Genomic DNA, 19,026 nt, shown 5'->3' with positions numbered 1-19,026 from the left:
GCGTACGCATTCCCCTACGGGCTCCGGTCAGCCCTTTCCGCCCAGCGCCTGCTTCAGCTGGCTCTTGTTCATGTCCGAACGGCCGCTGATGTTGCGCCGCTTGGCCTCCTCGTAGAGCTGGTCGTAGGTCGGGCCCTGCGCACCCTTGCCGGACCGCTGGCCGCCCCGCTTGCCGGACGACATGTCCTGCGTGGAGGTGCGGCTCGCGGACTTGGACTCACCGGAGCGGGCGCGTTCCTTGTTGACCGTGCGCGCGGCGATCTCCTCCGCGCGCTTCGTGCTCTCGCCCCGGTCCTGGGCGCTCTTCTTGATGTGCTCGTACTGGCGTTCCCTCTTCGGGCTCGAACCGCGTGGCATGGGCTCACTCCTTTCGCGCTCGGCGACCGGGTACCCACATCCGCGCTCAGCTCTCCAGCCGGGCCACCCGCCCCTTCTCGCCGGCCGCCCAGCAGCCCAGGTCGGGGGTGCAGTCCACGGTGTCGTACGAGCCCGTGTCGACCGTGCGCCAGGTGCGGCCGCCGTCGGTCGTGAGGTCGGTGCCGGTGGGGCCCACGGCGAGGGCCGCGGTGCGGCTGTGCGGGAACCAGGCGACACCGGAGCGGTAGCCGGGCGGCGGGGTGGCGGCGGGCTGCCAGGTGCGGCCGCCGTCCCCGGTCACCGCGGCCGCCTGCGGGGAGGCCTGGTCCGCGCGGTAGTCGCCGCCGACCGCGAGACCGTGCGTGCGGTCGCGGAAGGCGAGGGCGAAGACGCCCTTGGCGGGGTCTCCGGCCGGGATCGGGGTGTCGGTGGCCGTCCAGGTCAGGCCGCGGTCGGCGGAGTGGAGCACGCGCGCGTGTGCCGCGCCTCCGGTGGCGAGCCAGACGTCCTTGGGGCCGGAGGAGACCAGGCACTGGCCGCTCGCGGCGAACCCGGCCTCGCCCTCCAGCGCGGCCGGCATGCCGTCGTTCGGGAGCACCTTCCAGGAGCGGCCGCCGTCGTTCGTCGACAGGATGCGGAACTTCCCGTCCACGGGGTCGCTCATCGCCAGGCCGTGCCGGCGGTCGAGGAAGGTGAGGCAGTCGTAGAAGGCCCGCGCGTCGGTGTTGCGGAAGGACTCGGTCCAGGTGGCCCCGCCGTCCTCGGTGCGGTACACCCTGGACGCCTCGCCCTCGCCGATCGCCAGGACGACGGCCCGCCGTGCGTCGAAGGCCTCGATGTCCCGGAACTGAAGCTCCTCCGCGCCGGGTGGCGACACGTTCCGCCAGGTCGCGCCGCCGTCCGTGGTGCGCAGCACGGTCCCCTGGGTGCCGGACACCCACGCGGTCGTCCGGCTGACCGCGGACAGGCCCCGGAACCGTACGTCGGGAGTGCCGCTGTCCTTCAGCTCCCAGTGCGGCGCCCGGTGCTCCGCTCCGTGCGCCTGCGCCGGTACGGCCGTCAGGGCGGCCAGCGCCGCCGCGCAGGCCACCCCCGCGGCCATCCGGGTACCGGCTCGCATCCTGCGGCTCGTACGTCTCGTCCGTCGCGTGTTCCCCAAGCGCCTCATGGCGGGCGAAGCTAGCCCACGCGCGCGTGGGCGTCCAGATGGGGTCCTGGGCGTCACAAGTGCCCTTCGCGGCACGGCAGGTCGGCTGCGTCACTCCCGTGCATGAAACGCGGTGACCGAGGTCACTCGATTCCGGTGTGCACGGATGGGCCCGTTCCGACGTCTCTTCCAGTGTCCGGCCCCGACCGCCCGGAGGTCGGTCCGGCCGTCCAGCCGTCCGTCTCGGCCGTCCGTCCAGCCGTCCGTTCAGTCGTCACAAGGGAGCAAGGCGTTGTCCACCGTCATCGAGCAGCCCGTAGAGGCCCGCCTCGTCGCCGCCGCGCCGCGGATGCCGAGCATTCCCGCCACACTGCACTACGACCGGCGCGACCCGTTCGCCGTGCGGATGACCTTCCCGGCCCCGGCCACCCTGGAGGGCGTGGACGTCTGCTGGACGTTCTCCCGCGAACTCCTCGCCGCGGGCATGACGGCCCCCGAGGGCCATGGCGACGTCCGCGTGCGGCCGTACGGGTACGACCGCACCGTGCTGGAGTTCCACGCCCCCGAGGGCACCGCCGTGGTGCACGTCCGCTCGGGCGAGGTGCGGCGCTTCCTGGAGGCGACGGCCGAGCTGGTGCCCGTCGGCCTGGAGCATCTCCAGCTCGACCTGGACCAGCAGCTGGCCGAGCTGATGCGGGACGCCTGCTGACCTACCGCTGACGGCCCCCGCCCAGGAGCGCGTTGAGCTCGCCGTAGTCGAATCCGCCGGCCAGCGAGTCGTACGTGCCCGCGTCCAGCAGCTCCCGCGCGGCGCGGTGCACCAGGGCGTGCACGGCCATGGGGATGCCCGCGCCCGCGCTCACCCGCGCGACGCCGAGCGCCGCCAGGTCCGCGACCGGTGGGGCGCCAGGGCCCACCATGATGTTCACAGGGCCGTCGACGCCGTCGACGAGCTCCTTCACGATCCCCGGGTCGACGGCCCCGGGGACGAAGATCCCGTCGGCGCCCGCGGCCCGGAAGGCGGCGGCCCGCTCCAAGGTGAGGTCCACTCCCCCGGCGCCGCGCAGAAACGTGTCGATCCGGGCGTTGACGAACAGCGGCACGTCCGCCGCGTCGGCGGCGGCGCGGGCGGCGGCGATCCGCTCGGCCTGCTCGGCGACGTCCCGCAGCGGTCCCGCGCCCTCCCCGTACAACGCGTCTTCGATGTTCACGCCGACCGCGCCCGCCGCGAGGACCGCGCGGATCGTGTCGGCGACGCCTTCCGGGTCCTCGGCGTAGCCGCTCTCGACATCCGCGCTGACGGGGACGTCCACGGCGGCGGCGATGTCCGCGACGACCCCGAGGGCCCGGTCCCGGTCCACCCGGTCGCCGTCCGCCGCGCCGAGGCCCCAGGCGAGCCCGGCGCTGGTGGTGGCGACGGCCGCGGCTCCGGCGTGCGCGACGATCCGGGCGCTCGCGGTGTCCCAGGCGTTCGGCAGGATCAGCGGGCGCCCGGGGACGTGCAGGGCGTGGAAGGCGAGGGCGCGGTCGCGGAGCGAGGTCTGCTTGGTCATGCGTTCACCCAAGCAGCGGGGGCGGGCAGGCGCTGGCAGGAAATCGACATCGACGTGACGGATGCCGGCCCCGGCCCGGCCCGAACGTGGCAGAGGCCCGCCTCACCTCTCAGGCTCCCGCCGGCGCGGCCGCGCGCGTCAGCGCGGCCCTCAGCTCCTCCCCCGCCTTCCGCGTCCCCGGCCCCGCCGCCCCGCCGCGCTCGGCCAGTTCCGCCAGCCGGTCCTTGTACCGGCCGCGCTCGTCCCGGCTCATCAGGGTGCGCAGTTCGGCCGCGGCGGCCAGGGTGACGACGGCCGCGTCCCGGTCGGAGACCTCCGCGGTCGGCACCGGGCCTTCGAGGATCCGCCGGGCCTCCGCGCGCAGCGCGTCCACGACGGCGACGCGCTCCAGGGCGTACTCGACGGTCGGGAACACCCCCAGGGCCCGCCGCTTCTCCGCGCGGAGGTACCCGTCGGCGGCCAGCTGCTCCCGTACCGCGTCGAGCGTCACGCGCGCGTGCAGCGGCACCCAGCTGTGCCAGTGGTGGGGGCGGGACTCCCGTACGAGTTCCAGGAGCCCGTCGAGGACGGCGTCCCCGGTGTCGGAGTCCAGGTCGACCGGGGTGGCGATGCCGTCGTCGTCGAGGAGGAGTCCGCGCCGGGCCAGTTCGGTGAGGGCGCCGGCCCGCACGAGGTGGTCGACGTGGACGGTGTCGGTGAGTTCGTCGCGCGTGGTGTCCCAGGCCAGCAGGTAGAGCCGGGCGGGCAGGGACAGCGAGCCGTCGGGCACGGGGCCTCCTCCAGATCGGGCTTCACATTAATTCGATTGACGGTCTCGGCGCCGCTGCCTACCGTGGGGAACGCTTCTGCTGCCGTCGATCGGAGAAGGACGTTGCTCCTCTGAGGTCATGAGACACCGCGTCACACACCTGAGGTGTGTGCGCCGCGTGCGACCTCGGCGTTCGAGCCGTCCTCCGGTGCAGGGTTCTTCTCGTACCCCTCTTCTGCCCGCGGAGCCTCCCTGTGGTCGCAGGTGTTCTCGATACGCGTTTGCCCCTGACCGCACCGAGCAACCGCGAGGCCTGTATGTCCGCTTCCCTCACCTGTACCTCCCTTGCCTTCTCCTGGCCCGACGGCACCCCCGTCTTCGAGGACCTCGACATCGCCTTCGGCCCCGGCCGCACCGGCCTCGTCGGCGTCAACGGGTCCGGAAAGTCCACCCTGTTGAAGTTGATCGCCGGTGAACTCACCCCGGCCGACGGCACCGTGCGGGTCGCCGGCGAGGTCGGCCATCTGCCGCAGAACGTCACGCTCGACACCACCCTGCGGGTCGACGAGGTGCTCGGCATCGCCGCCCAGCGGGCCGCGCTGCACGCCATCGAGGCGGGCGACGTGTCCGAGGCGCACTTCGAGACCGTCGGCGACGACTGGGACGCGGAGGAGCGCGCCCTGGCCACCCTCGGCGAACTCGGCCTCGGCCACATCGGGTTGGACCGCACGGTCGGCGAAGTGTCCGGCGGCGAGTCGGTGCTGCTGCGGCTGGCCGCACTGCTGCTGTGCCGCCCCGACGTGCTGCTCCTGGACGAACCGACCAACAACCTCGACCTGTACGCCCGCAGGCGCCTGTACGCGGCCGTCGCGTCCTGGTCCGGGGTCATGGTCATCGTCAGCCACGACCGTGAACTGCTCGAACTCGTCGACCAGATCGCCGATCTGCGCTCCGGCGAGGTCACCTGGTACGGCGGCAACTTCTCCGCCTACGAGGAGTCCCTCGCCACCGAACAGGACGCGGCGGAGCGGATGGTGCGGGTCGCGGAGGCCGACCTGAAACGGCAGAAGCGTGAACTCGTCGAGGCGCACTCCAAGTTGGCGCAGCGCACGCGGTACGCCAACAAGATGTACGACAACAAGCGCGAGCCCAGGGCGGTGATGAAACTGAAGAGGCGCTCGGCGCAGGTCTCCGCGGGCAAGCACCGCATCATGCACGAGGGGAAGCTCGCCGAGGCCAAGGAGCGGCTCGACGAGGCGGTGGAGGCCGTACGGGACGACGACGTGATCCGCGTCGACCTGCCGTACACGTCCGTGCCGCCGGGCCGTGACGTGCTGACCCTCATGGATCTGGAGCTGGCTTACGGCGCGCGCGTGAAGGGCGGCTTCGACCTGCGCGGTCCCGAGCGGGTCGCGCTGATCGGCCGCAACGGCGCGGGCAAGACGACGCTGCTGCGGACGATCGCCGGGGAGCTGGCGCCGGTGTCGGGCGAGGCGCGCGCGCATGTGCCGCTGCGGTTCCTGCCCCAGCGGCTCGACGTCCTCGACGACGAGCTGTCCGTCGCCGAGAACGTGGCCCGGTTCGCGCCGGCCGCCACCAACAACCGGGTCCGGGCGCGGCTGGCCCGCTTCCTGTTCCGGGGCGCCCGCGCCGACCAGAAGGCGGCGACCCTGTCCGGCGGCGAGCGCTTCCGGGCGGCCCTGGCGGCGCTGATGCTGGCCGAGCCGGCCCCGCAGCTGCTGATGCTGGACGAGCCGACGAACAACCTCGACATGGCGAGCGTGCGACAGCTGACGTCCGCACTGGAGTCGTACGAGGGAGCGCTGATCGTGGCCAGCCACGACCTGCCGTTCCTGGAGTCGATCGGCATCACGCGCTGGCTGCTGCTGGACGGCGAACTCCGGGAGACGACGGCGGAGGCCGTCGCCGAGCCCGCCTAGGCAGAACCCGGCGCCGGCGGCCCCAGAGGTGGAGGTCGCCGGCGCCGTGGTTACTGCCGCGTATCTCAGGAGGGCCACAGCCTGGCCACGGGGGTTTTGTGGGCGCGGGCCCGCCCTGCATGATGGCGGACCGGCGCCGCTTTTTTCGGGGCGCCGCCACCTGCCGCCGTTACGGAGTTCCTCGTGCCCAGCAAGAAGGCCCTCATCCGCCGCCCCAGCCCGCGCCTCGCCGAAGGCCTGGTGACGCACATCGAGCGCGAGAAGGTCGACGTCGACCTCGCGGTCGAGCAGTGGGAGGCGTACGCCGAGGCCCTGCGCGCACACGGCTGGGAGACGATCGAGGTGGACCCGGCCGACGACTGCCCGGACTCGGTGTTCGTCGAGGACACGGTCGTCATGTACAAGAACGTCGCCCTGATCACCCGGCCCGGCGCCGAGTCGCGGCGCCAGGAGACCGCCGGGGTCGAGGAGGCCGTGGCCTCGCTGGGCTGCTCGGTGAACTGGATCTGGGAGCCGGGCACCCTGGACGGCGGCGACGTCCTCAAGGTCGGCGACACCATCTACGTAGGCCGTGGCGGCCGCACCAACGCGGCGGGCATCCAGCAGCTGCGGGCCGCCTTCGAACCGCTCGGCGCGCGGGTCGTCGCCGTACCCGTGAGCAAGGTGCTGCACCTGAAGTCGGCGGTGACGGCGCTGCCCGACGGGACGGTCATCGGCAACATCCCGAAGGTGGACCGGCCGTCCCTGTTCCCGCGCTTCCTGTCGGTGCCGGAGGAGGCCGGCGGTCACGTCGTGCTGCTCGGCGGTCACAAGCTGCTGATCTCGGCGAGCGCGCCGAAGACCATCGACCTGCTGGCCGACCTCGGCCACGACCCGGTGGTGGTCGACATCAGCGAGTTCGAGAAGCTCGAGGGATGTGTGACATGCCTCTCGGTCCGCGTACGGGAGCTGTACGCCTGACGAGTGAGCGGATCATCCGTTCAGCCCCGGGACCTGCGGTCCTGGGGCTTTTGTGCAGGCCCCGTAACACCGTGGGAACACTGGCTGATCAGGGATCTTTACGTCACGCTTAACCTACGGCTTCGTAACCTACGGGTTCGTAGCCTACGCTCACGTAGGTTCGGCAACCGCTCGCCGGTTACCCGACTCTCCCCCGCTTTGTTACGCGTCCCCCTGGAGTTCCCGTGACGATCACTTCCCCGCACCTCGGCAGCCCCGCCGTCTGGACCGACGCCAAGCTGCTGTACGCCCTGGAGGAAGTCGTCGAGACCGAGCTCAACCGGCACCTGAAGGTCGCCAAGGACTGGATGCCGCACGAGTACGTGCCGTGGAGCGACGGCCGCAACTTCCCCGGCCTCTTCGAGGACGGCGAGGCCTGGGACAAGGAGCAGTCCAAGGTCACCGAGATCGGCCGCATCGCGCTCGTGGTGAACCTCCTCACCGAGGACAACCTCCCCAGCTACCATCACGAGATCGCCTCCCTGTTCGGCCGCGACGGCGCCTGGGGCACCTGGGTGCACCGCTGGACCGCCGAGGAGGGCCGGCACGGCATCGTGATGCGCGACTACCTGCTCGCCTCGCGCGCGGTGGACCCGGACAAGCTGGAAGCGTTCCGCATGCAGCACATGTCGGAGGGCTTCGAGTCCGACAACCGCCACTCGATGCTGCACTCGGTCGCCTACGTCGCCTTCCAGGAACTCGCGACCCGTATCTCGCACCGCAACACCGGTCACCAGTCCGGCGACCCGGTCTGCGACCGCATGCTCGCGCGTATCGCGACCGACGAGAACCTCCACATGGTCTTCTACCGCAACCTCCTGAAGGCGGCGTTCGAGCTCGCGCCCGACCTGACCATGCAGGCGGTCCGGGACGTGGTCGTGAACTTCCGGATGCCCGGCCACGGCATGCCCGGTTTCGAGCGCTTCGCCGCACAGATGGCCATCGGCGAGGTCTACAACATGCGGATCCACCACGACGACGTCCTCCAGCCGGTCCTGCGCCACCTGAAGGTCATGGAGATCGACGGCCTCGGCCCCGAGGGCCGGCAGGCCCAGGAGGAGCTCGGCATGTTCATGGGCGGCCTGGACGCGGAGGCCCTGAAGTTCGACGAGAAGCTGGCGGCCCGCAAGGCGCGCATGGCGGCACGCGCGGCGGGCTGACCGCGGCCGGGGTCCTGCCGATTTTCCGGTGCGGTCCGGCCCCGACCAGCGGCATCATGCCGCCATGCGAGAGAACACCAGGGCGGAGAGGGCGGTCGGGTTCCTGCTCGGCCTCGTCGACGAGGAGATCGCCGTACGGGTCCGGGCCCGGACCGGCCTGCCGGAGCCCGAGAGCCCCGCGCAGGCCCGGGGTCGCGTCACGCGCGCGTGGACCTGGGCCCAGAACCTCGAGGCCTCTGTCGCGCTGTGGATCCTGGAGAACGACGACCCGCAGCTCAACGCCGTGCTGTGGCGGCACATCCCGACCGACGCGGGCCTGCGCCGCGCCATCGCGCGCGGCGTGCCGTTCACACCCGGTCGCATCGGTCCGATACCGGTCGACGCGACCCTGCCCGGGCAGGAACCCGAGGTTCCCGAGGCCTACGTCCGCCACGGCCTCGTCGGTGCGTTGCGCGAGGTCGGCACATGGAGCGACGGGCGCACCGCCGCGTCCATGGTGCTGACCCGCGCCGACTGGGAGAGGGTCGGTGCGGCGGACCGCGAACGCCCGCTGCCGGGTTACGCCCGCTGGGCGCTCTCCGTCCGCCCGGACTGCCCGCCCTGGGTGCGGGCCGGTTTCGGCACGCACGCGAAGTTCACCCACCGGCTGCGCCGGGCGGGCGTGTTCGACAGCCCCGCCGACTACGTCGCCTCCGACGGCCCGGCGCTGCGTGTCCTCGAAGTGCTGTCGCTGGGGCGACTCCTGTTCCCGGCACGGCTGAAGGAGGCCGAGGACGCCCTGCGGCCCCTCGTCCGGGAGCACTTGGGCGACCGCGAGGACGCGTGGGCGGTGCTGGCGCAGCTGGCGGAGACGTTCCACGGGAACGCTCCGGAACTGGTCGTCACGGCGGGCGCCATCGCGTAGCGGGCAGGGGGCGGGGCGGCTGGAACGGGGGGCGGGGCGGCTGAAACAGGGGGGCGGGGCGGCTGGATTCGAACCAGCGTGCTCCGGTTTTGGAGACCGATGCGCCTGCCTCTGCGCTACGACCCCGCCCTTGGCGCCCGATCGTAATGCCTTGGCGCGATGTCAGTGGGCCCTGGTACCAATGAGTCACGGGGGAAACGCATTTCGGGGGCGGGACATGGCGTACGGGGAGCGGGGGCGGCGTCCCCCGGTGGTCGACCTGGCCGACCGGCGGGCGCTGGAGGCGTACCGCCCGGCCGATCCGGAGGTCGTGGCTCAGGCGCGGCGGCTCAAGGAGGCCGCGCTGCTGGACTTCGGGCTGACGGAGTCGGCGGTGGCGTCCTGGCTGTACGCCAAGTGCCATCACCAGATCCCGACGACCGCGATCGACACGGCGGCCGTGGTGGCGTCCGGCGACGGCAGCTGCCTGCTGCTCTACAACCCGGGCTTCTTCACCGGACTCGGCCTGGAGGGCGTCAAGTTCGTCCTGTTCCACGAGGCACGCCATCTGGTGCACCGCCATCTGTTCGCCGACCCGGAGCTGCGGGACGACCCGGTCTTCGAGCTGGCCGCCGAGGTGTCCATCAACCATGTGGCGCTGGTCCGGCTCGGCAGGACCGAACTCCCCCTGCTGGACGGCCGGCCGACGGGCATCGACCCGCGCAAGGTGTACGAGCACTACCGCGCCGACCTGACGGCGCACGGCCTGGAGCCCGTCGCGTACGAGACGTTCACCGAGACGGACATGCGGGTGTACGGCGAGCTGAAGCGCGTGCACCGCCCGCCGGTCCCGGAGCACCGGCTGTGCGTGCGGCTCCAGGCCGGTCTCGTCCCCGCCGACCAGGAGACCGTCGACGCGGTGACGTCGTCCGCGCTGCTCAACTCGCTGCTGGCGGCCCGGCGTGGGCACGCGGGCGCGGAGCGGGAGCTGCTCGACCTGATGGGCCGCACCGAGGACGGCAACGCGCGGGCTGCCCGGATCTGGGGAAACCTGGGCGCGGGCCTGCTGCGCGGCGAGACCGCGCGCACGCGCACGGTCGACTGGTGGCAGCGCTGGCTGGTGGACGTACTCGGCTCCAAGCTGCGCGACGGCGAGCGGCTGGTCTACCCGAAGAAGCGGGGTGCGCTGCTCGCCGCCCTCGGCCAGGACCCGATGCTGGCGCGACGCGGCCCGGTACGGGACAAGGTGCTGGTCATCGCGTACGACACCTCGGGTTCGATGCCGCAGCACGTGATCACCTGGCTCACCGAACTGGTGGGCCGCATCGACGGCGTGGAGGCGCACTGGCTGTCCTTCGACGCCTTGGTGATGCCCTTCAGGCCGGGCGAGCGGGTCTACGGCGGGGGCGGTACCAGCTTCCAGGCGGTCGCGGACTACGTGGAGGGGCGCACGGAGGTGAACGGACGCCGTTTCGACGTGAGTCCGGACGCTGTCGTGATGCTGACCGACGGGTATGCGCCACCGATCACGCCCGCCGAGCCGGAGAAATGGATCTGGCTGATCACCGAGGGCGGCAGCGAGTGGCCCGAGACGCACACACCGGCGATGGACTGCCATCGCGTCACCACCGGATCGCGGTAGCACACGACGGATCGCGGCAGAACCTCACAGGATCACGGCACATGACCACGGACACACAGCAGTTGACCGTCTCGCGGCTCGAGTCCTTCATCGACGCGATGATCGACATGGGGCAGACGGGGCAGATCTTCGGCGAGCACGGCATCGGCAAGACGGCGACGTTCTTCTCGCACATCGGCCGCGCCCACCCCGGCACGAGCCTGGTGTACGTCCCGGCGGCGAACCTGACGCCGGACGACCTGCTCGTCAACGCTCCGGTGCGCGATCCGCACACCGGTGAACTGGTGCTGCGCCAGCTGGTGATGAGCCAGTTGAAGCCGGGCACGCCGTTCGTGCTGCTCATCGACGACTCGTTGCAGGCGGGCGACACCATCCAGTCGCAGCTGATGCAGATCGCCTGCAACTGGACGCTGGGTGAGCACGATCTGCGGGCGCTCGGCTGCGTCGGCGTCTTCCTCACGGACAACGAGTCGCTGTCGGAGACGTCGTCCCGGCGCGGTGACCTGGCGCTCCTGGACCGTATGGTCACGCTGCGGATCACGGCCAACGACACGTCGTGGCGGCGGCATCTGGCGGCCAAGTACCGCCCGTGGGACCTGCGGCCGGTGTTCTCGCTGTGGGCGTCCCTCTCCCCCGCCCTGCGGGAGCTGCTGTCCCCGCGCACGCTCGACCATGTCCTCGCCAACGCGAAGGAGGGTTTCCCGCTGCGCTGGGGCCTGCCGTTGGTCGACGGCGACCGGTTGCGCCTCGCCGAGCCGGGCCCGGACGGAAAGCCCGGGCAGAACCGGACGCGGGAGATCCTGGACCGGATCGCCGAGGCGGTGGGCGTGGCCAATCCGTCCACGATTCCCGACCCGGTACGACAGGTCGTGCGCGCGGCGCTGCGCAACCGCTGGACGGTGCTGCTCCAGGGGCCGCCCGGCTGCGGCAAGACGGAACTGGTGCGGGAGACGGTGCGGGCGGGTCTGGGCCGGGAGCCGCTGTACTTCTCGCTGCCGGTGACGAACGTCGAGGACCTGTGCGCGCCGATCCCGTCGGCGGACGGCACCCTCGACAACCTTCTCGCCGCGCACTTCACCGGTCCCGAGCCGAAGGCGATCGTGTGGGACGAGTACAACCGGCCCAAGGACAAGGCCGCGTTCGCCAAGCTCATGGAGATCACCCAGGAGTGGTCGCTGGCCGGGCGGCGGATCGAGAACCTGCGCGCCCAGATCGCGGTGCAGAACCCGCCGTACCATCTGGGCCGCAAGCTGCTGGTGTCGCGGAACAACATCGCGCAGGCGACGCGTTTCACGGCCTCCCTGGAGGTGGCGCCGGAGGACATCCCGGCCAACGAGTGGTTGCTGGCCCGCTACGGCGCGGACGCCGAGACGGTCCTGGAGTGGTGGAAGCACGACATCGACGACGACGGGCGCGCCTGGATCACCAAGCGCACCCTGGAGCGGCTCATCAAGCTGCACCGGCGCGGGCTGCCGCTGGAGATGGGCACGGTCTATCTCGGTGACGGCGAGTACGCGCCGGTGCCGCTCACCGCGCTCCTCGACCGCCTCAAGGGCCGCGAGGTCACCGGGCTGCGGGAGCTCGCCCGGGACGCCGACGTCTGGGAGGCGAGGCTGCGGCGGGCCGCCGAGCAATCCGGGGAGGGCGGCAACGACAGTGACGTGGTGCACCAGATCCTCGCCAACGCGGAGCTGTCGCAGTTGAGGAAGCACCGCGCGGTGGTGGCCCGGCTGGTGGCGCTGCTGCCGGCCAAGCTGCGGGCGACGTATCTGGTGGGGGCGTCGGAGAAACAGCAGCGGTTCTGGACGGAGGTCTTCATGGGGTTGCGGAGACGGTAGGTGTCAGGCCTCGGGCGGGGCCGTGCGGTGCACACTGCGGACGGCGGCCACGTCGGCGGGGACCGCCGGTCGCGGTACGTGCGCGCTGTGCGCCTCCAGGCGCCGTTTGACGCTCGCCGCGATGCCCTGTCCCAGTACGAAGCGGGTGGCCGTGACGGCGTGGGGCGCGGTGTCGAGGAGGCGGTGGGCCTCACGGCTGCGCATGCCGGTGTGGGTGAGGACGAGGTGGGTGAGGCGGTGCCGTTCGGCCGCCAGGGTGTCGGCGATGGTGCCGGCGGCGGCCAGGTCGATGTGGTTGTCCGCCGCGCCGAGGACCGCCGCCGCGCGCACCCGGCCGAGGTCCAGCAGGGTGAGCCCGGCCGCCTTGGCTGCCGTCACCAGCCGGGCGGCGGCCCGCGGTCCGATGCCGTTGCTGGCGGCGGCGAGCCGGGTGAGCCGCCCGTACGGCGCCCGTTCCAGCGCGTCGGCCAGCCGGTCGGCGCCCGCATCCCCCAGCCGGGCGGCGGACACGTACAGTTCGTCGATCGCCCCGGCGGCGACCACCGCGCCGAGCGTTTCCGCGCCCGCCTGGCCCAGCGGGTTGCCGCCGACGAAGAGGCGCTCGATGCGGCGACCGTTGTCCGCGGCGGCGAGCAGGGCGTCGGCGAGGACCAGGGCGCCGCTGGCGTCGAGGCCGGTCTGGACGAGGTCGAGGGTGCGCAACGACCGTGCCGACTCGACGAGTTCGGCCGCGGCGCGGCCTCCGCCGGAGCCCAGCGGGTTGCGTTTGAGCCACACCCCGGTGACGACCTGCGGCGAGGCGCGCAGCTGGTCGGCGATCCGGCAGGCGCCGCCCGCCGTGATCCCGTTGCAGCCGAGGTAGAGCGTCTCGACCTCGGCACTCGCTCCGGCCACCATCTCGGCCCCGGCGTCGCCCAGCCCGTCGGTGCCGAGCAGCAGATGCCGTACCGGAGTCGGGCCCTGTCCCAGCGCCTCCGCGACCAAGGACGCCCCCTCGGCGCCGAGTTCCTGCTTGCACAGGTCGAGGCGCCCGTCCGGCAGGGCCGTACCGGCCGGGAAGTCCAGCCGTTCCCCGGCGGGGCGCCCGGCCCTCAACCAGTCCAGCAGCGGGGCGAGTTCGGCGGCCGGGCGCGGTACGACGGACGGCACTCCGGCGAAACCGCTCGTCTCCTCCGTCACCACTCCGCCTCCTGGTAGTCCTTGAGGAACACCCCGGACAGGGGCTCCCCCGCCTCCCCGCGCACGATCGGGTCGTACACCCGCGCCGCCCCGTCCACGATGTCCAGCGGCGTCCGGAACCCGGCCTGTGCCATGCGTGCCTTCTTCGGTGCCGGGTTCTCGTCGGTGATCCAGCCGGTGTCGACGGCGCACATGTGCACGCCCTGGTCGGCGAGTTCGGCGGCGCTGGTGCGGGTGAGCATGTTGAGGGCGGCCTTGGCCATGTTGGTGTGCGGGTGGCCCGCCATCTTGTTGCGGACGGCGAAGCGGCCCTCGACGGCGGTCACGTTGACCACGTACCGGCGCGGCTGCGGCGAGGCCAGCAGCAGCGGCAGCAGCCGGTCGCACAGCAGGGCCGGGGCGAGGGCGTTGACGAGCTGGGTCTCCAGCACCTCCGCCGGGTCGAGCGCGCCGAGCCGGGCCGACCAGGAGTTCTCCGGGGCCGGGTCGGGCAGCAGCCCGGCCTCGTCGGCCTCGCGCAGGGCGACGGGCAGGGACGCGGCACCGCTCTCCAGCATCCGCATCGGCGTGAACCCGGGTGCCTGCCGGGCCCCTTCGGGCAGGGCGTCGTACTCCCCGGCGGCGAGCAGCGCGTACGACTGCGGCGGCCTGCGGACCGTCTGGGCGGCGTTGTTGACGAGGATGTCCAGCGGCCGGCCCTCCTCCCGCAACTCCTCGCACAGGCCCAGCACTTGGCGGGGGTCGCGGAGGTCGACGGCGAGGACGGTCAGCCGGTCGAGCCACTTCGGGCTGCCCGGCTCGGCCCGGAAGCGGCGCAGGGTGTCGTGCGGGAAGCGGGAGGTGACCAGCAGCTCGGCGCCGTCCCGCAGCATCATCAGGGCCAGTTGGAAGCCGATCTTCACGCGGCCGCCGGTGAGCAGCGCGCGGCGCCCGCTGAGGTCGGTGCTCAGGGCGCGGCGGGCGGTGTTGTCGGCGGCACACGACGGGCAGAGCCGGTGATAGAAGGAGTCGACCTCTCGATAGGGCGACTTGCAGACATAGCAGGTACGGGGCTTGCGGAAGACGCCCGCGGTGCCCGGCCGGGCCAGTGGGGCGTCCTCGCGGCGCTCCGGGGCGCCGGTCGCGGTCGCGGCCATCGCCGCCGCGTCGGCGGCCGACACCTCGGCACCCCGTGTCCTACGGCGGCGGAGGCGTCCGTCGCGAGCGAAGGAGGCGGCGACCTGCTCGGCGCGCAGCCGCACCGGGTCGTCGACGGGCAGGGCGCGCAGCTTGCCCACGACCTGGTGGAAGGCGGCCAGTTCCGCCTCGCTGATCGCCTCGCCCATGTGCCGTCCCCGCCCCGTGTTCGCCGTACCGTGGTCCCGACCGGATTCGAACCGGCGTATCCGCCTTGAGAGGGCGGCGAGTCTGCCTCTGCTCTACGGGACCCCACGCACGCATCCGGACGGCCGGATTCGAACCGGCGTGTTCGCCTGCGCACGGCGGTGCGTCTGCCTCTGCGCTACGTCCGGGTGCGCCCCCGGATCTTAGCCGCCCTCCGATCGGCCGGTCGCACGGATTTACGGGAGGCCCGCGCGGTGCAACGGTGCCCGCAGGGGGTGACACACCATGGCCCAGACCCATGAGTGGATGTTCTACGAGGTCATGTGGCGCGGCTGGGCGGGTCGGGACCGGGTCCCGTATCCCGTTCCCTGGTGGGCGCAGCAGGCCTTCCGGCGCTGGAGCGACGACTTCGACTCCGGCACGTACGACTCGAAGGAGGCGGCCTTCGCGTCCAACGCCCTGTACCGGTACTGGCACATGGTCGGTGTGAAGGACCATCGCCAGGAGTCACTGATCGGGCAGGCGGGCGAGATCGAGCCCGTCTACGACAAGTACAGCCTCTGTTTCTTCCTGCACGACCCGGCGACGGGTGCCCTGCGGCTGCCCCAACTCCCGGACGGGGGAAGGGTGGAGCAGCGGATGGAGGCACCGCATCTGCCGGTGGTCCTGACGACGTTCCGTACGCCGGACGACGTGGAGTTCGTGCAGCGCACCTTCGCGACGACGGTCGGCGCGAACCAACGGGACCTCGTGGTCACCCGGGTGACCGTCGGCAGTCCCACCGGGCAGCCGCGCGAGGGCCTGTTGTGCGCGGCCGTGCTGCCGGCCGGGCCGAGCGGCTTCCAGCGGCACGACCGCAACGGCCGCCAGATCACCGACCGGCGGCTGACGTATCTGCGTCATCTGCCGGACGAACAGCGGGTGGAGACCAACTCGGGCTGGGGTCCGGTCTTCGACACCGCGCCCGAGCAGTACGGGGTCTACGGCAACCCGGACTTCTCCTTCGACCCGGACGGCTATCTCACCCGCAGCCCGTTCCACGACCTGGTCGTCGGCGGCAAGCTCAACGGCGCCCTGGAGGCGCAGGACCAGGTGGCGGGATTGTGCAGCGCGGTGTTCGCCTGGCCGTTCCGGGTGGCGGACAGCGAGGTCTTCGAGATCGACGTACGACTGCCCGTCGACCTGTTCAGCGGCGCGGCCGACCTCGCGGAAGTGCGGGGCACGCCGGTCGCCGAACTGGAGGCCGCCAACCGGGAGTTCTGGACGTCGAAGATCCTCGGACAGGGCGTGCAGCCGGGCCTGCCACACCCGGTGGCCCACCTCACGGACCTGTTCCGGCAGGCCCGTACCCAGCTCCTCGTCCTCTCCGACCACGGCGAGATCCACCCGGGCCCCACGGTCTACGACTCCTTCTGGATCAGGGACTCCTCCGTCGAGGCGACGGCCTGCGCGCTGGTCGGCGACTCCGCCCTGGTCGAACGGCAGTTGGGCACGCACTACCCACTGAAGTTCAACCTCGGCACGGGCCGGATCGGGCCATGTGCCGAGTACGGCTTCTACGGCGGCCCGCACGAGAAGGAGGACCGCGAGTGGGACAGCAACGGCCAAGCGCTGTGGGCGATCGGCCGTTTCGACCGCACGATCGGGCGACAGACGGCCTTCGGCGCCAAGTTGTACGTCCCCTATGTGCGGGACGCGGCACGCTGGCTGCGCGACAACCGCGACCAGTACGGTCTGCTGCACAGCGGGTGGAGTGCCGAGCACCTCGGTGAGCGCGACAAGCCGCACTACTGGGACGACTTCTGGGCGCTCGCCGGGCTCTACGAGGCCGCACGTCTCGCCGAGCGGATCGGGGCGCCGGAGGTCGGCGAACTCTGGTCCGTCTTCGACGACTTGAAGCGGGCCACGGGCGACTCGATCCGCTGGGTACTGGGCGAGCAGCGTCGCCGTGGCGCCTGGGAGACGTACATCCCGACGGGGCCCGGCGACGTCGGACGCCTCGACTCGACGATGATCGGGGCGGCCGCGTACTTCCACCCGCTGCGCCTGCACATGGGCAGCAAGCTGGGCGACGACATCGACGGGGCCGCCCGCTGCACGCTCGACACCATGTACGCGCACTTCGTCACCGGCGGCTACCGGCACGAGGCCGCCTGGCAGGCGTACGGGCCCTATCTGACCCTGCAGTTGGCGCACGCCTACCTGCTCGCCGGGGACCCGGAGCGGATGGACGCGCTGCTCGGCTGGACGGTCGCGGCGGGGTTCCCGAGCGTGGCGGAGCGCGCGGTGGCGCTGGGCGCGTGGAACGAGCAGCACGCGTTCCCGATCGCGTCCGACTTCCGCGAAGTCCCGTACAGCCGCTGGTACATGGGTGACATCCCGCACGGCTGGGCGGCCGCCGAGTATCTGCTGCTGATCCGCGACATCCTCTTCTTCGAGGCCGACGAGGACCACGACCCACACCTGTACATCGCTCCGGGGATACGGCCGCACTGGGTGCCCGGGGATGAACCGGTGACCGTGGACGCGGCACCGACGCTCTTCGGCTCGCCCTTCGGCTACCGGCTCGCGCACGACCCGGCGGAGCGGAGGGTGACGGTGGACATCACACAGGCGCCGGAGGAGGTGAGGTTCGTCTACCCGTGCCGCTTCGGCGAGGTGCGGTCGGTGGCGGCGGACGGGCAGGAGCTCGGCCGGACGGGCCAGGACGTAGAGGTGCCGGCGGGGACGCGGCGGTTCAGCGTGACGTACGGGTGATCCGAGTCTACGCCGTGCTCAGCGGGACGTGCGCCGGATCTCCAGCCGCTCTTTCTCCGACAGGCCGCCCCACACGCCGAAGCGCTCGTCGTTGTCGAGGGCGAACTCCAGACAGGCGGAGCGGATCGGGCACAGACCGCAGATCCGCTTCGCCTCCCGTACGGAGCTGCCCGGCTCGGGGAAGAAGAAGTCCCCGCCGGTCTGCGCGCACAGTGCCTCGTCCTGCCAGTCCAGGTCGGGTGGCGTGATCGTCTCGATGAGCATGTGCAGGATCGTGCCGGGCGGCGCAAAACGTTCGATCAACGCGGGATCAACGCCGCGCTCCCGGGCCTCCGGCCGCCCCGATCCTGCTCCGCCGCGGTCCGTGGCGCACGGCGGCGCGCGGTATTGCGGGGCGATTGTCGGTGGGCGGTGCAAGACTCGGCAGTGCAGTGGAACGTGACCCCCCGGAGGAGGGCAAGGATGCTCACCACCCGTTATGTCACCGGCGCACCGAACTGGGTCGATCTCGGCACCCCCGACATCGACGGCGCCGCTTCCTTCTACGGAGCGCTCTTCGGCTGGCGCTTCGAGCCCGGGCCGCCCGAATCCGGCGGCTACGGCTTCTTCCAGCTGGACGGGAGGACGGCCGCCGGCGGTATGCAGACCTCCGCGGAGGACGGCCCGCCGTCCTGGACGGTGTACTTCCAGACGCCCGACGCGGACGCCACGGCGAAGGCCGCCGAGCAGGCGCACGGCAAGGTGCTGATGCAGCCCATGGACGTGATGGACCAGGGCCGGATGGCGATCCTCGCCGACAAGGCGGGCGTTCCCTTCGGCATCTGGCAGCCCGGCCGCCTCAAGGGGCTGGACGTGACCCAGGAGCCCGGCTCGCTGTGCTGGGTCGAGCTGTACACGGCGGACCAGCCGATGGCCGCGTGGTTCTACAACGCGGTGCTCGGCCTGGAGACGTACGGCGTCGACTTCCCGGGCGGCACGTACACGACGATCAACCCGGCCGGCACCTCCGAGGACGCCATGTTCGGCGGCATCATCCCGCTCGCCGAGGCCCCCACGGAGGCGGAGGGCGCCCCCTACTGGCTGCCGTACTTCGAGGTCACGGACGTGGACGCGGTGGTGTCCAAGGCGGAGGAAGGGGGCGGCCGGGTCCGGATGCCGGCGACCGACATCCCGGGGGTGGGCCGGGTCGCGCGACTGGCCGATCCGTACGGGGCCCGCTTCGCGGTGATCAGGAGCGCACCGGCACAGGGCTGACCTGGCGGGGCCCGCGGGGAGGCGACCGCGGGCGCCTGGCGTGGCCTGGCCTGTCGGGATGTTCGCCCCGCACACCGACGAGCCTGCGGCCCTGGTGCGCGCGTGGACAGCATTCATGGCGGAGCACGGGGCGGGGGCCGCTCTGGAGGCGGTCGAGGACGAAGTGGCCGCCGAGGTGGCTCACCGGATGCGGCGGGTGGGCGAGCGGGGCTGAAAGCCCTCCGCCTCCGAGCTGCCCGGCAGGAC

General features: G+C 72.1%; 17 protein-coding genes and 3 tRNA genes. 10 read left to right on the top strand and 10 right to left on the bottom strand.

The features are described from left to right. Nucleotides 1–27: 27 nt before the first annotated feature. Together EJC51_RS39285 and EJC51_RS39280 are read right to left on the bottom strand one after the other, a co-directional pair. Nucleotides 28–357 carry a plasmid stabilization protein gene (locus EJC51_RS39285; RefSeq protein ID WP_126275430.1) on the bottom strand — a complete coding sequence of 110 codons (330 nt, stop codon included), beginning with the start codon at nucleotides 355–357 and terminating at the stop codon, nucleotides 28–30. A gap of 46 nt (nucleotides 358–403) precedes the next feature. Continuing rightward, nucleotides 404–1,459, bottom strand: coding sequence for a WD40/YVTN/BNR-like repeat-containing protein (locus tag EJC51_RS39280; RefSeq protein WP_126277308.1), 1,056 nt, complete (start codon nucleotides 1,457–1,459; stop codon nucleotides 404–406). 337 nt (nucleotides 1,460–1,796) lie between these two features. Between EJC51_RS39280 and ssgD the strand changes: the two genes are divergently transcribed. Beyond that, nucleotides 1,797–2,213: a spore wall synthesis regulator SsgD gene (ssgD, locus tag EJC51_RS39275; RefSeq protein ID WP_097271035.1), complete on the top strand. Its 417-nt coding sequence runs from the start codon at nucleotides 1,797–1,799 to the stop codon at nucleotides 2,211–2,213. A gap of 1 nt (nucleotide 2,214) precedes the next feature. Here the strand turns inward: ssgD and EJC51_RS39270 are convergent, their stop codons facing one another. Both EJC51_RS39270 and EJC51_RS39265 read right to left on the bottom strand, forming a co-directional pair. Beyond that, nucleotides 2,215–3,057: an isocitrate lyase/PEP mutase family protein gene (locus EJC51_RS39270; protein WP_126275429.1), complete on the bottom strand. Its 843-nt coding sequence runs from the start codon at nucleotides 3,055–3,057 to the stop codon at nucleotides 2,215–2,217. A gap of 109 nt (nucleotides 3,058–3,166) precedes the next feature. Further along, on the bottom strand, nucleotides 3,167–3,826 hold the full coding sequence (locus tag EJC51_RS39265) for a GOLPH3/VPS74 family protein (protein WP_126275428.1): 660 nt from the start codon (nucleotides 3,824–3,826) through the stop codon (nucleotides 3,167–3,169). Between the two features lie 296 nt (nucleotides 3,827–4,122). Between EJC51_RS39265 and EJC51_RS39260 the strand changes: the two genes are divergently transcribed. The 4 genes from EJC51_RS39260 to EJC51_RS39245 all read left to right on the top strand — a co-directional run bounded on the left by EJC51_RS39260 (nucleotide 4,123) and on the right by EJC51_RS39245 (nucleotide 8,808). Continuing rightward, nucleotides 4,123–5,745 (top strand): ABC-F family ATP-binding cassette domain-containing protein, encoded by a 1,623-nt coding sequence (locus tag EJC51_RS39260; RefSeq protein ID WP_126275427.1) that lies wholly within the window; start codon nucleotides 4,123–4,125, stop codon nucleotides 5,743–5,745. Between the two features lie 183 nt (nucleotides 5,746–5,928). Next, on the top strand, nucleotides 5,929–6,705 hold the full coding sequence (gene ddaH, locus EJC51_RS39255) for a dimethylargininase (RefSeq protein ID WP_126275426.1): 777 nt from the start codon (nucleotides 5,929–5,931) through the stop codon (nucleotides 6,703–6,705). 224 nt (nucleotides 6,706–6,929) lie between these two features. Then, nucleotides 6,930–7,904 carry an acyl-ACP desaturase gene (locus EJC51_RS39250; RefSeq protein ID WP_126275425.1) on the top strand — a complete coding sequence of 325 codons (975 nt, stop codon included), beginning with the start codon at nucleotides 6,930–6,932 and terminating at the stop codon, nucleotides 7,902–7,904. 64 nt (nucleotides 7,905–7,968) lie between these two features. Continuing rightward, nucleotides 7,969–8,808, top strand: coding sequence for a hypothetical protein (locus EJC51_RS39245; RefSeq protein ID WP_126275424.1), 840 nt, complete (start codon nucleotides 7,969–7,971; stop codon nucleotides 8,806–8,808). Nucleotides 8,809–8,860: 52 nt separating this feature from the next. On the opposite strand, the gene EJC51_RS39240 is transcribed toward EJC51_RS39245, so the two are convergent. Beyond that, a tRNA-Trp gene (locus EJC51_RS39240) sits at nucleotides 8,861–8,936 on the bottom strand. Nucleotides 8,937–9,025: 89 nt separating this feature from the next. Here EJC51_RS39240 and EJC51_RS39235 point away from each other — a divergent pair. Together EJC51_RS39235 and EJC51_RS39230 are read left to right on the top strand one after the other, a co-directional pair. Next, entirely contained in the window at nucleotides 9,026–10,429 is a 1,404-nt protein-coding gene (locus EJC51_RS39235; RefSeq protein WP_126275423.1) for a DUF2201 family putative metallopeptidase, read from the top strand. A 41-nt stretch (nucleotides 10,430–10,470) separates the two neighbouring features. Further along, a complete protein-coding gene (locus EJC51_RS39230) occupies nucleotides 10,471–12,267 on the top strand; it encodes an AAA family ATPase (protein WP_126275422.1) in 1,797 nt (598 codons plus the stop codon). Nucleotides 12,268–12,270: 3 nt separating this feature from the next. Here EJC51_RS39230 and EJC51_RS39225 read toward each other — a convergent pair whose 3' ends face one another. From EJC51_RS39225 to EJC51_RS39210, 4 genes are all read right to left on the bottom strand, one after another. After that, nucleotides 12,271–13,446: a leucine-rich repeat domain-containing protein gene (locus EJC51_RS39225; protein WP_126275421.1), complete on the bottom strand. Its 1,176-nt coding sequence runs from the start codon at nucleotides 13,444–13,446 to the stop codon at nucleotides 12,271–12,273. Next, nucleotides 13,443–14,771, bottom strand: coding sequence for an SDR family NAD(P)-dependent oxidoreductase (locus tag EJC51_RS39220; RefSeq protein WP_126275420.1), 1,329 nt, complete (start codon nucleotides 14,769–14,771; stop codon nucleotides 13,443–13,445). Before EJC51_RS39220 ends, EJC51_RS39225 begins: the two co-directional genes overlap by 4 nt. A gap of 31 nt (nucleotides 14,772–14,802) precedes the next feature. Further along, nucleotides 14,803–14,874 (bottom strand) — tRNA-Glu (locus EJC51_RS39215). Nucleotides 14,875–14,885: 11 nt separating this feature from the next. Then, a tRNA-Arg gene (locus EJC51_RS39210) sits at nucleotides 14,886–14,957 on the bottom strand. Nucleotides 14,958–15,054: 97 nt separating this feature from the next. Here EJC51_RS39210 and EJC51_RS39205 point away from each other — a divergent pair. Further along, the gene (locus EJC51_RS39205) at nucleotides 15,055–17,526 is read left to right on the top strand and encodes a prenyltransferase/squalene oxidase repeat-containing protein (RefSeq protein WP_126275419.1); all 2,472 of its coding nucleotides are present in this window, start codon (nucleotides 15,055–15,057) and stop codon (nucleotides 17,524–17,526) included. A gap of 18 nt (nucleotides 17,527–17,544) precedes the next feature. On the opposite strand, the gene EJC51_RS39200 is transcribed toward EJC51_RS39205, so the two are convergent. Beyond that, nucleotides 17,545–17,790, bottom strand: coding sequence for a WhiB family transcriptional regulator (locus tag EJC51_RS39200; RefSeq protein WP_179143289.1), 246 nt, complete (start codon nucleotides 17,788–17,790; stop codon nucleotides 17,545–17,547). Nucleotides 17,791–17,988: 198 nt separating this feature from the next. Between EJC51_RS39200 and EJC51_RS39195 the strand changes: the two genes are divergently transcribed. Both EJC51_RS39195 and EJC51_RS47980 read left to right on the top strand, forming a co-directional pair. Beyond that, on the top strand, nucleotides 17,989–18,780 hold the full coding sequence (locus EJC51_RS39195; RefSeq protein WP_126275418.1) for a VOC family protein: 792 nt from the start codon (nucleotides 17,989–17,991) through the stop codon (nucleotides 18,778–18,780). A gap of 40 nt (nucleotides 18,781–18,820) precedes the next feature. Next, complete coding sequence (locus EJC51_RS47980) at nucleotides 18,821–18,994, top strand: hypothetical protein (RefSeq protein ID WP_166682947.1); 174 nt, start codon at nucleotides 18,821–18,823, stop codon at nucleotides 18,992–18,994. The last annotated feature ends 32 nt before the right edge of the window (nucleotides 18,995–19,026 follow it).

It is taken from the genome of Streptomyces aquilus (genome assembly GCF_003955715.1).
In the GTDB taxonomy this organism is placed as follows: domain Bacteria; phylum Actinomycetota; class Actinomycetes; order Streptomycetales; family Streptomycetaceae; genus Streptomyces; species Streptomyces aquilus.
This window is presented reverse-complemented; position numbering and strand designations above follow the sequence as displayed.

What these genes read in the sequence shown, in the direction of transcription:
- EJC51_RS39285 (WP_126275430.1), bottom strand. Translation starts at nt 357, where the DNA reads ATGCCACGCGGTTCGAGCCCGAAGAGGGAACGCCAGTACGAGCACATC.
- EJC51_RS39280 (WP_126277308.1), bottom strand. Translation starts at nt 1,459, where the DNA reads ATGGCCGCGGGGGTGGCCTGCGCGGCGGCGCTGGCCGCCCTGACGGCC.
- EJC51_RS39270 (WP_126275429.1), bottom strand. Translation starts at nt 3,057, where the DNA reads ATGACCAAGCAGACCTCGCTCCGCGACCGCGCCCTCGCCTTCCACGCC.
- EJC51_RS39260 (WP_126275427.1), top strand. Translation starts at nt 4,123, where the DNA reads ATGTCCGCTTCCCTCACCTGTACCTCCCTTGCCTTCTCCTGGCCCGAC.
- EJC51_RS39245 (WP_126275424.1), top strand. Translation starts at nt 7,969, where the DNA reads ATGCGAGAGAACACCAGGGCGGAGAGGGCGGTCGGGTTCCTGCTCGGC.
- EJC51_RS39235 (WP_126275423.1), top strand. Translation starts at nt 9,026, where the DNA reads ATGGCGTACGGGGAGCGGGGGCGGCGTCCCCCGGTGGTCGACCTGGCC.
- EJC51_RS39230 (WP_126275422.1), top strand. Translation starts at nt 10,471, where the DNA reads ATGACCACGGACACACAGCAGTTGACCGTCTCGCGGCTCGAGTCCTTC.
- EJC51_RS39220 (WP_126275420.1), bottom strand. Translation starts at nt 14,771, where the DNA reads ATGGGCGAGGCGATCAGCGAGGCGGAACTGGCCGCCTTCCACCAGGTC.
- EJC51_RS39205 (WP_126275419.1), top strand. Translation starts at nt 15,055, where the DNA reads ATGGCCCAGACCCATGAGTGGATGTTCTACGAGGTCATGTGGCGCGGC.
- EJC51_RS39200 (WP_179143289.1), bottom strand. Translation starts at nt 17,790, where the DNA reads ATGCTCATCGAGACGATCACGCCACCCGACCTGGACTGGCAGGACGAG.
- EJC51_RS39195 (WP_126275418.1), top strand. Translation starts at nt 17,989, where the DNA reads ATGCTCACCACCCGTTATGTCACCGGCGCACCGAACTGGGTCGATCTC.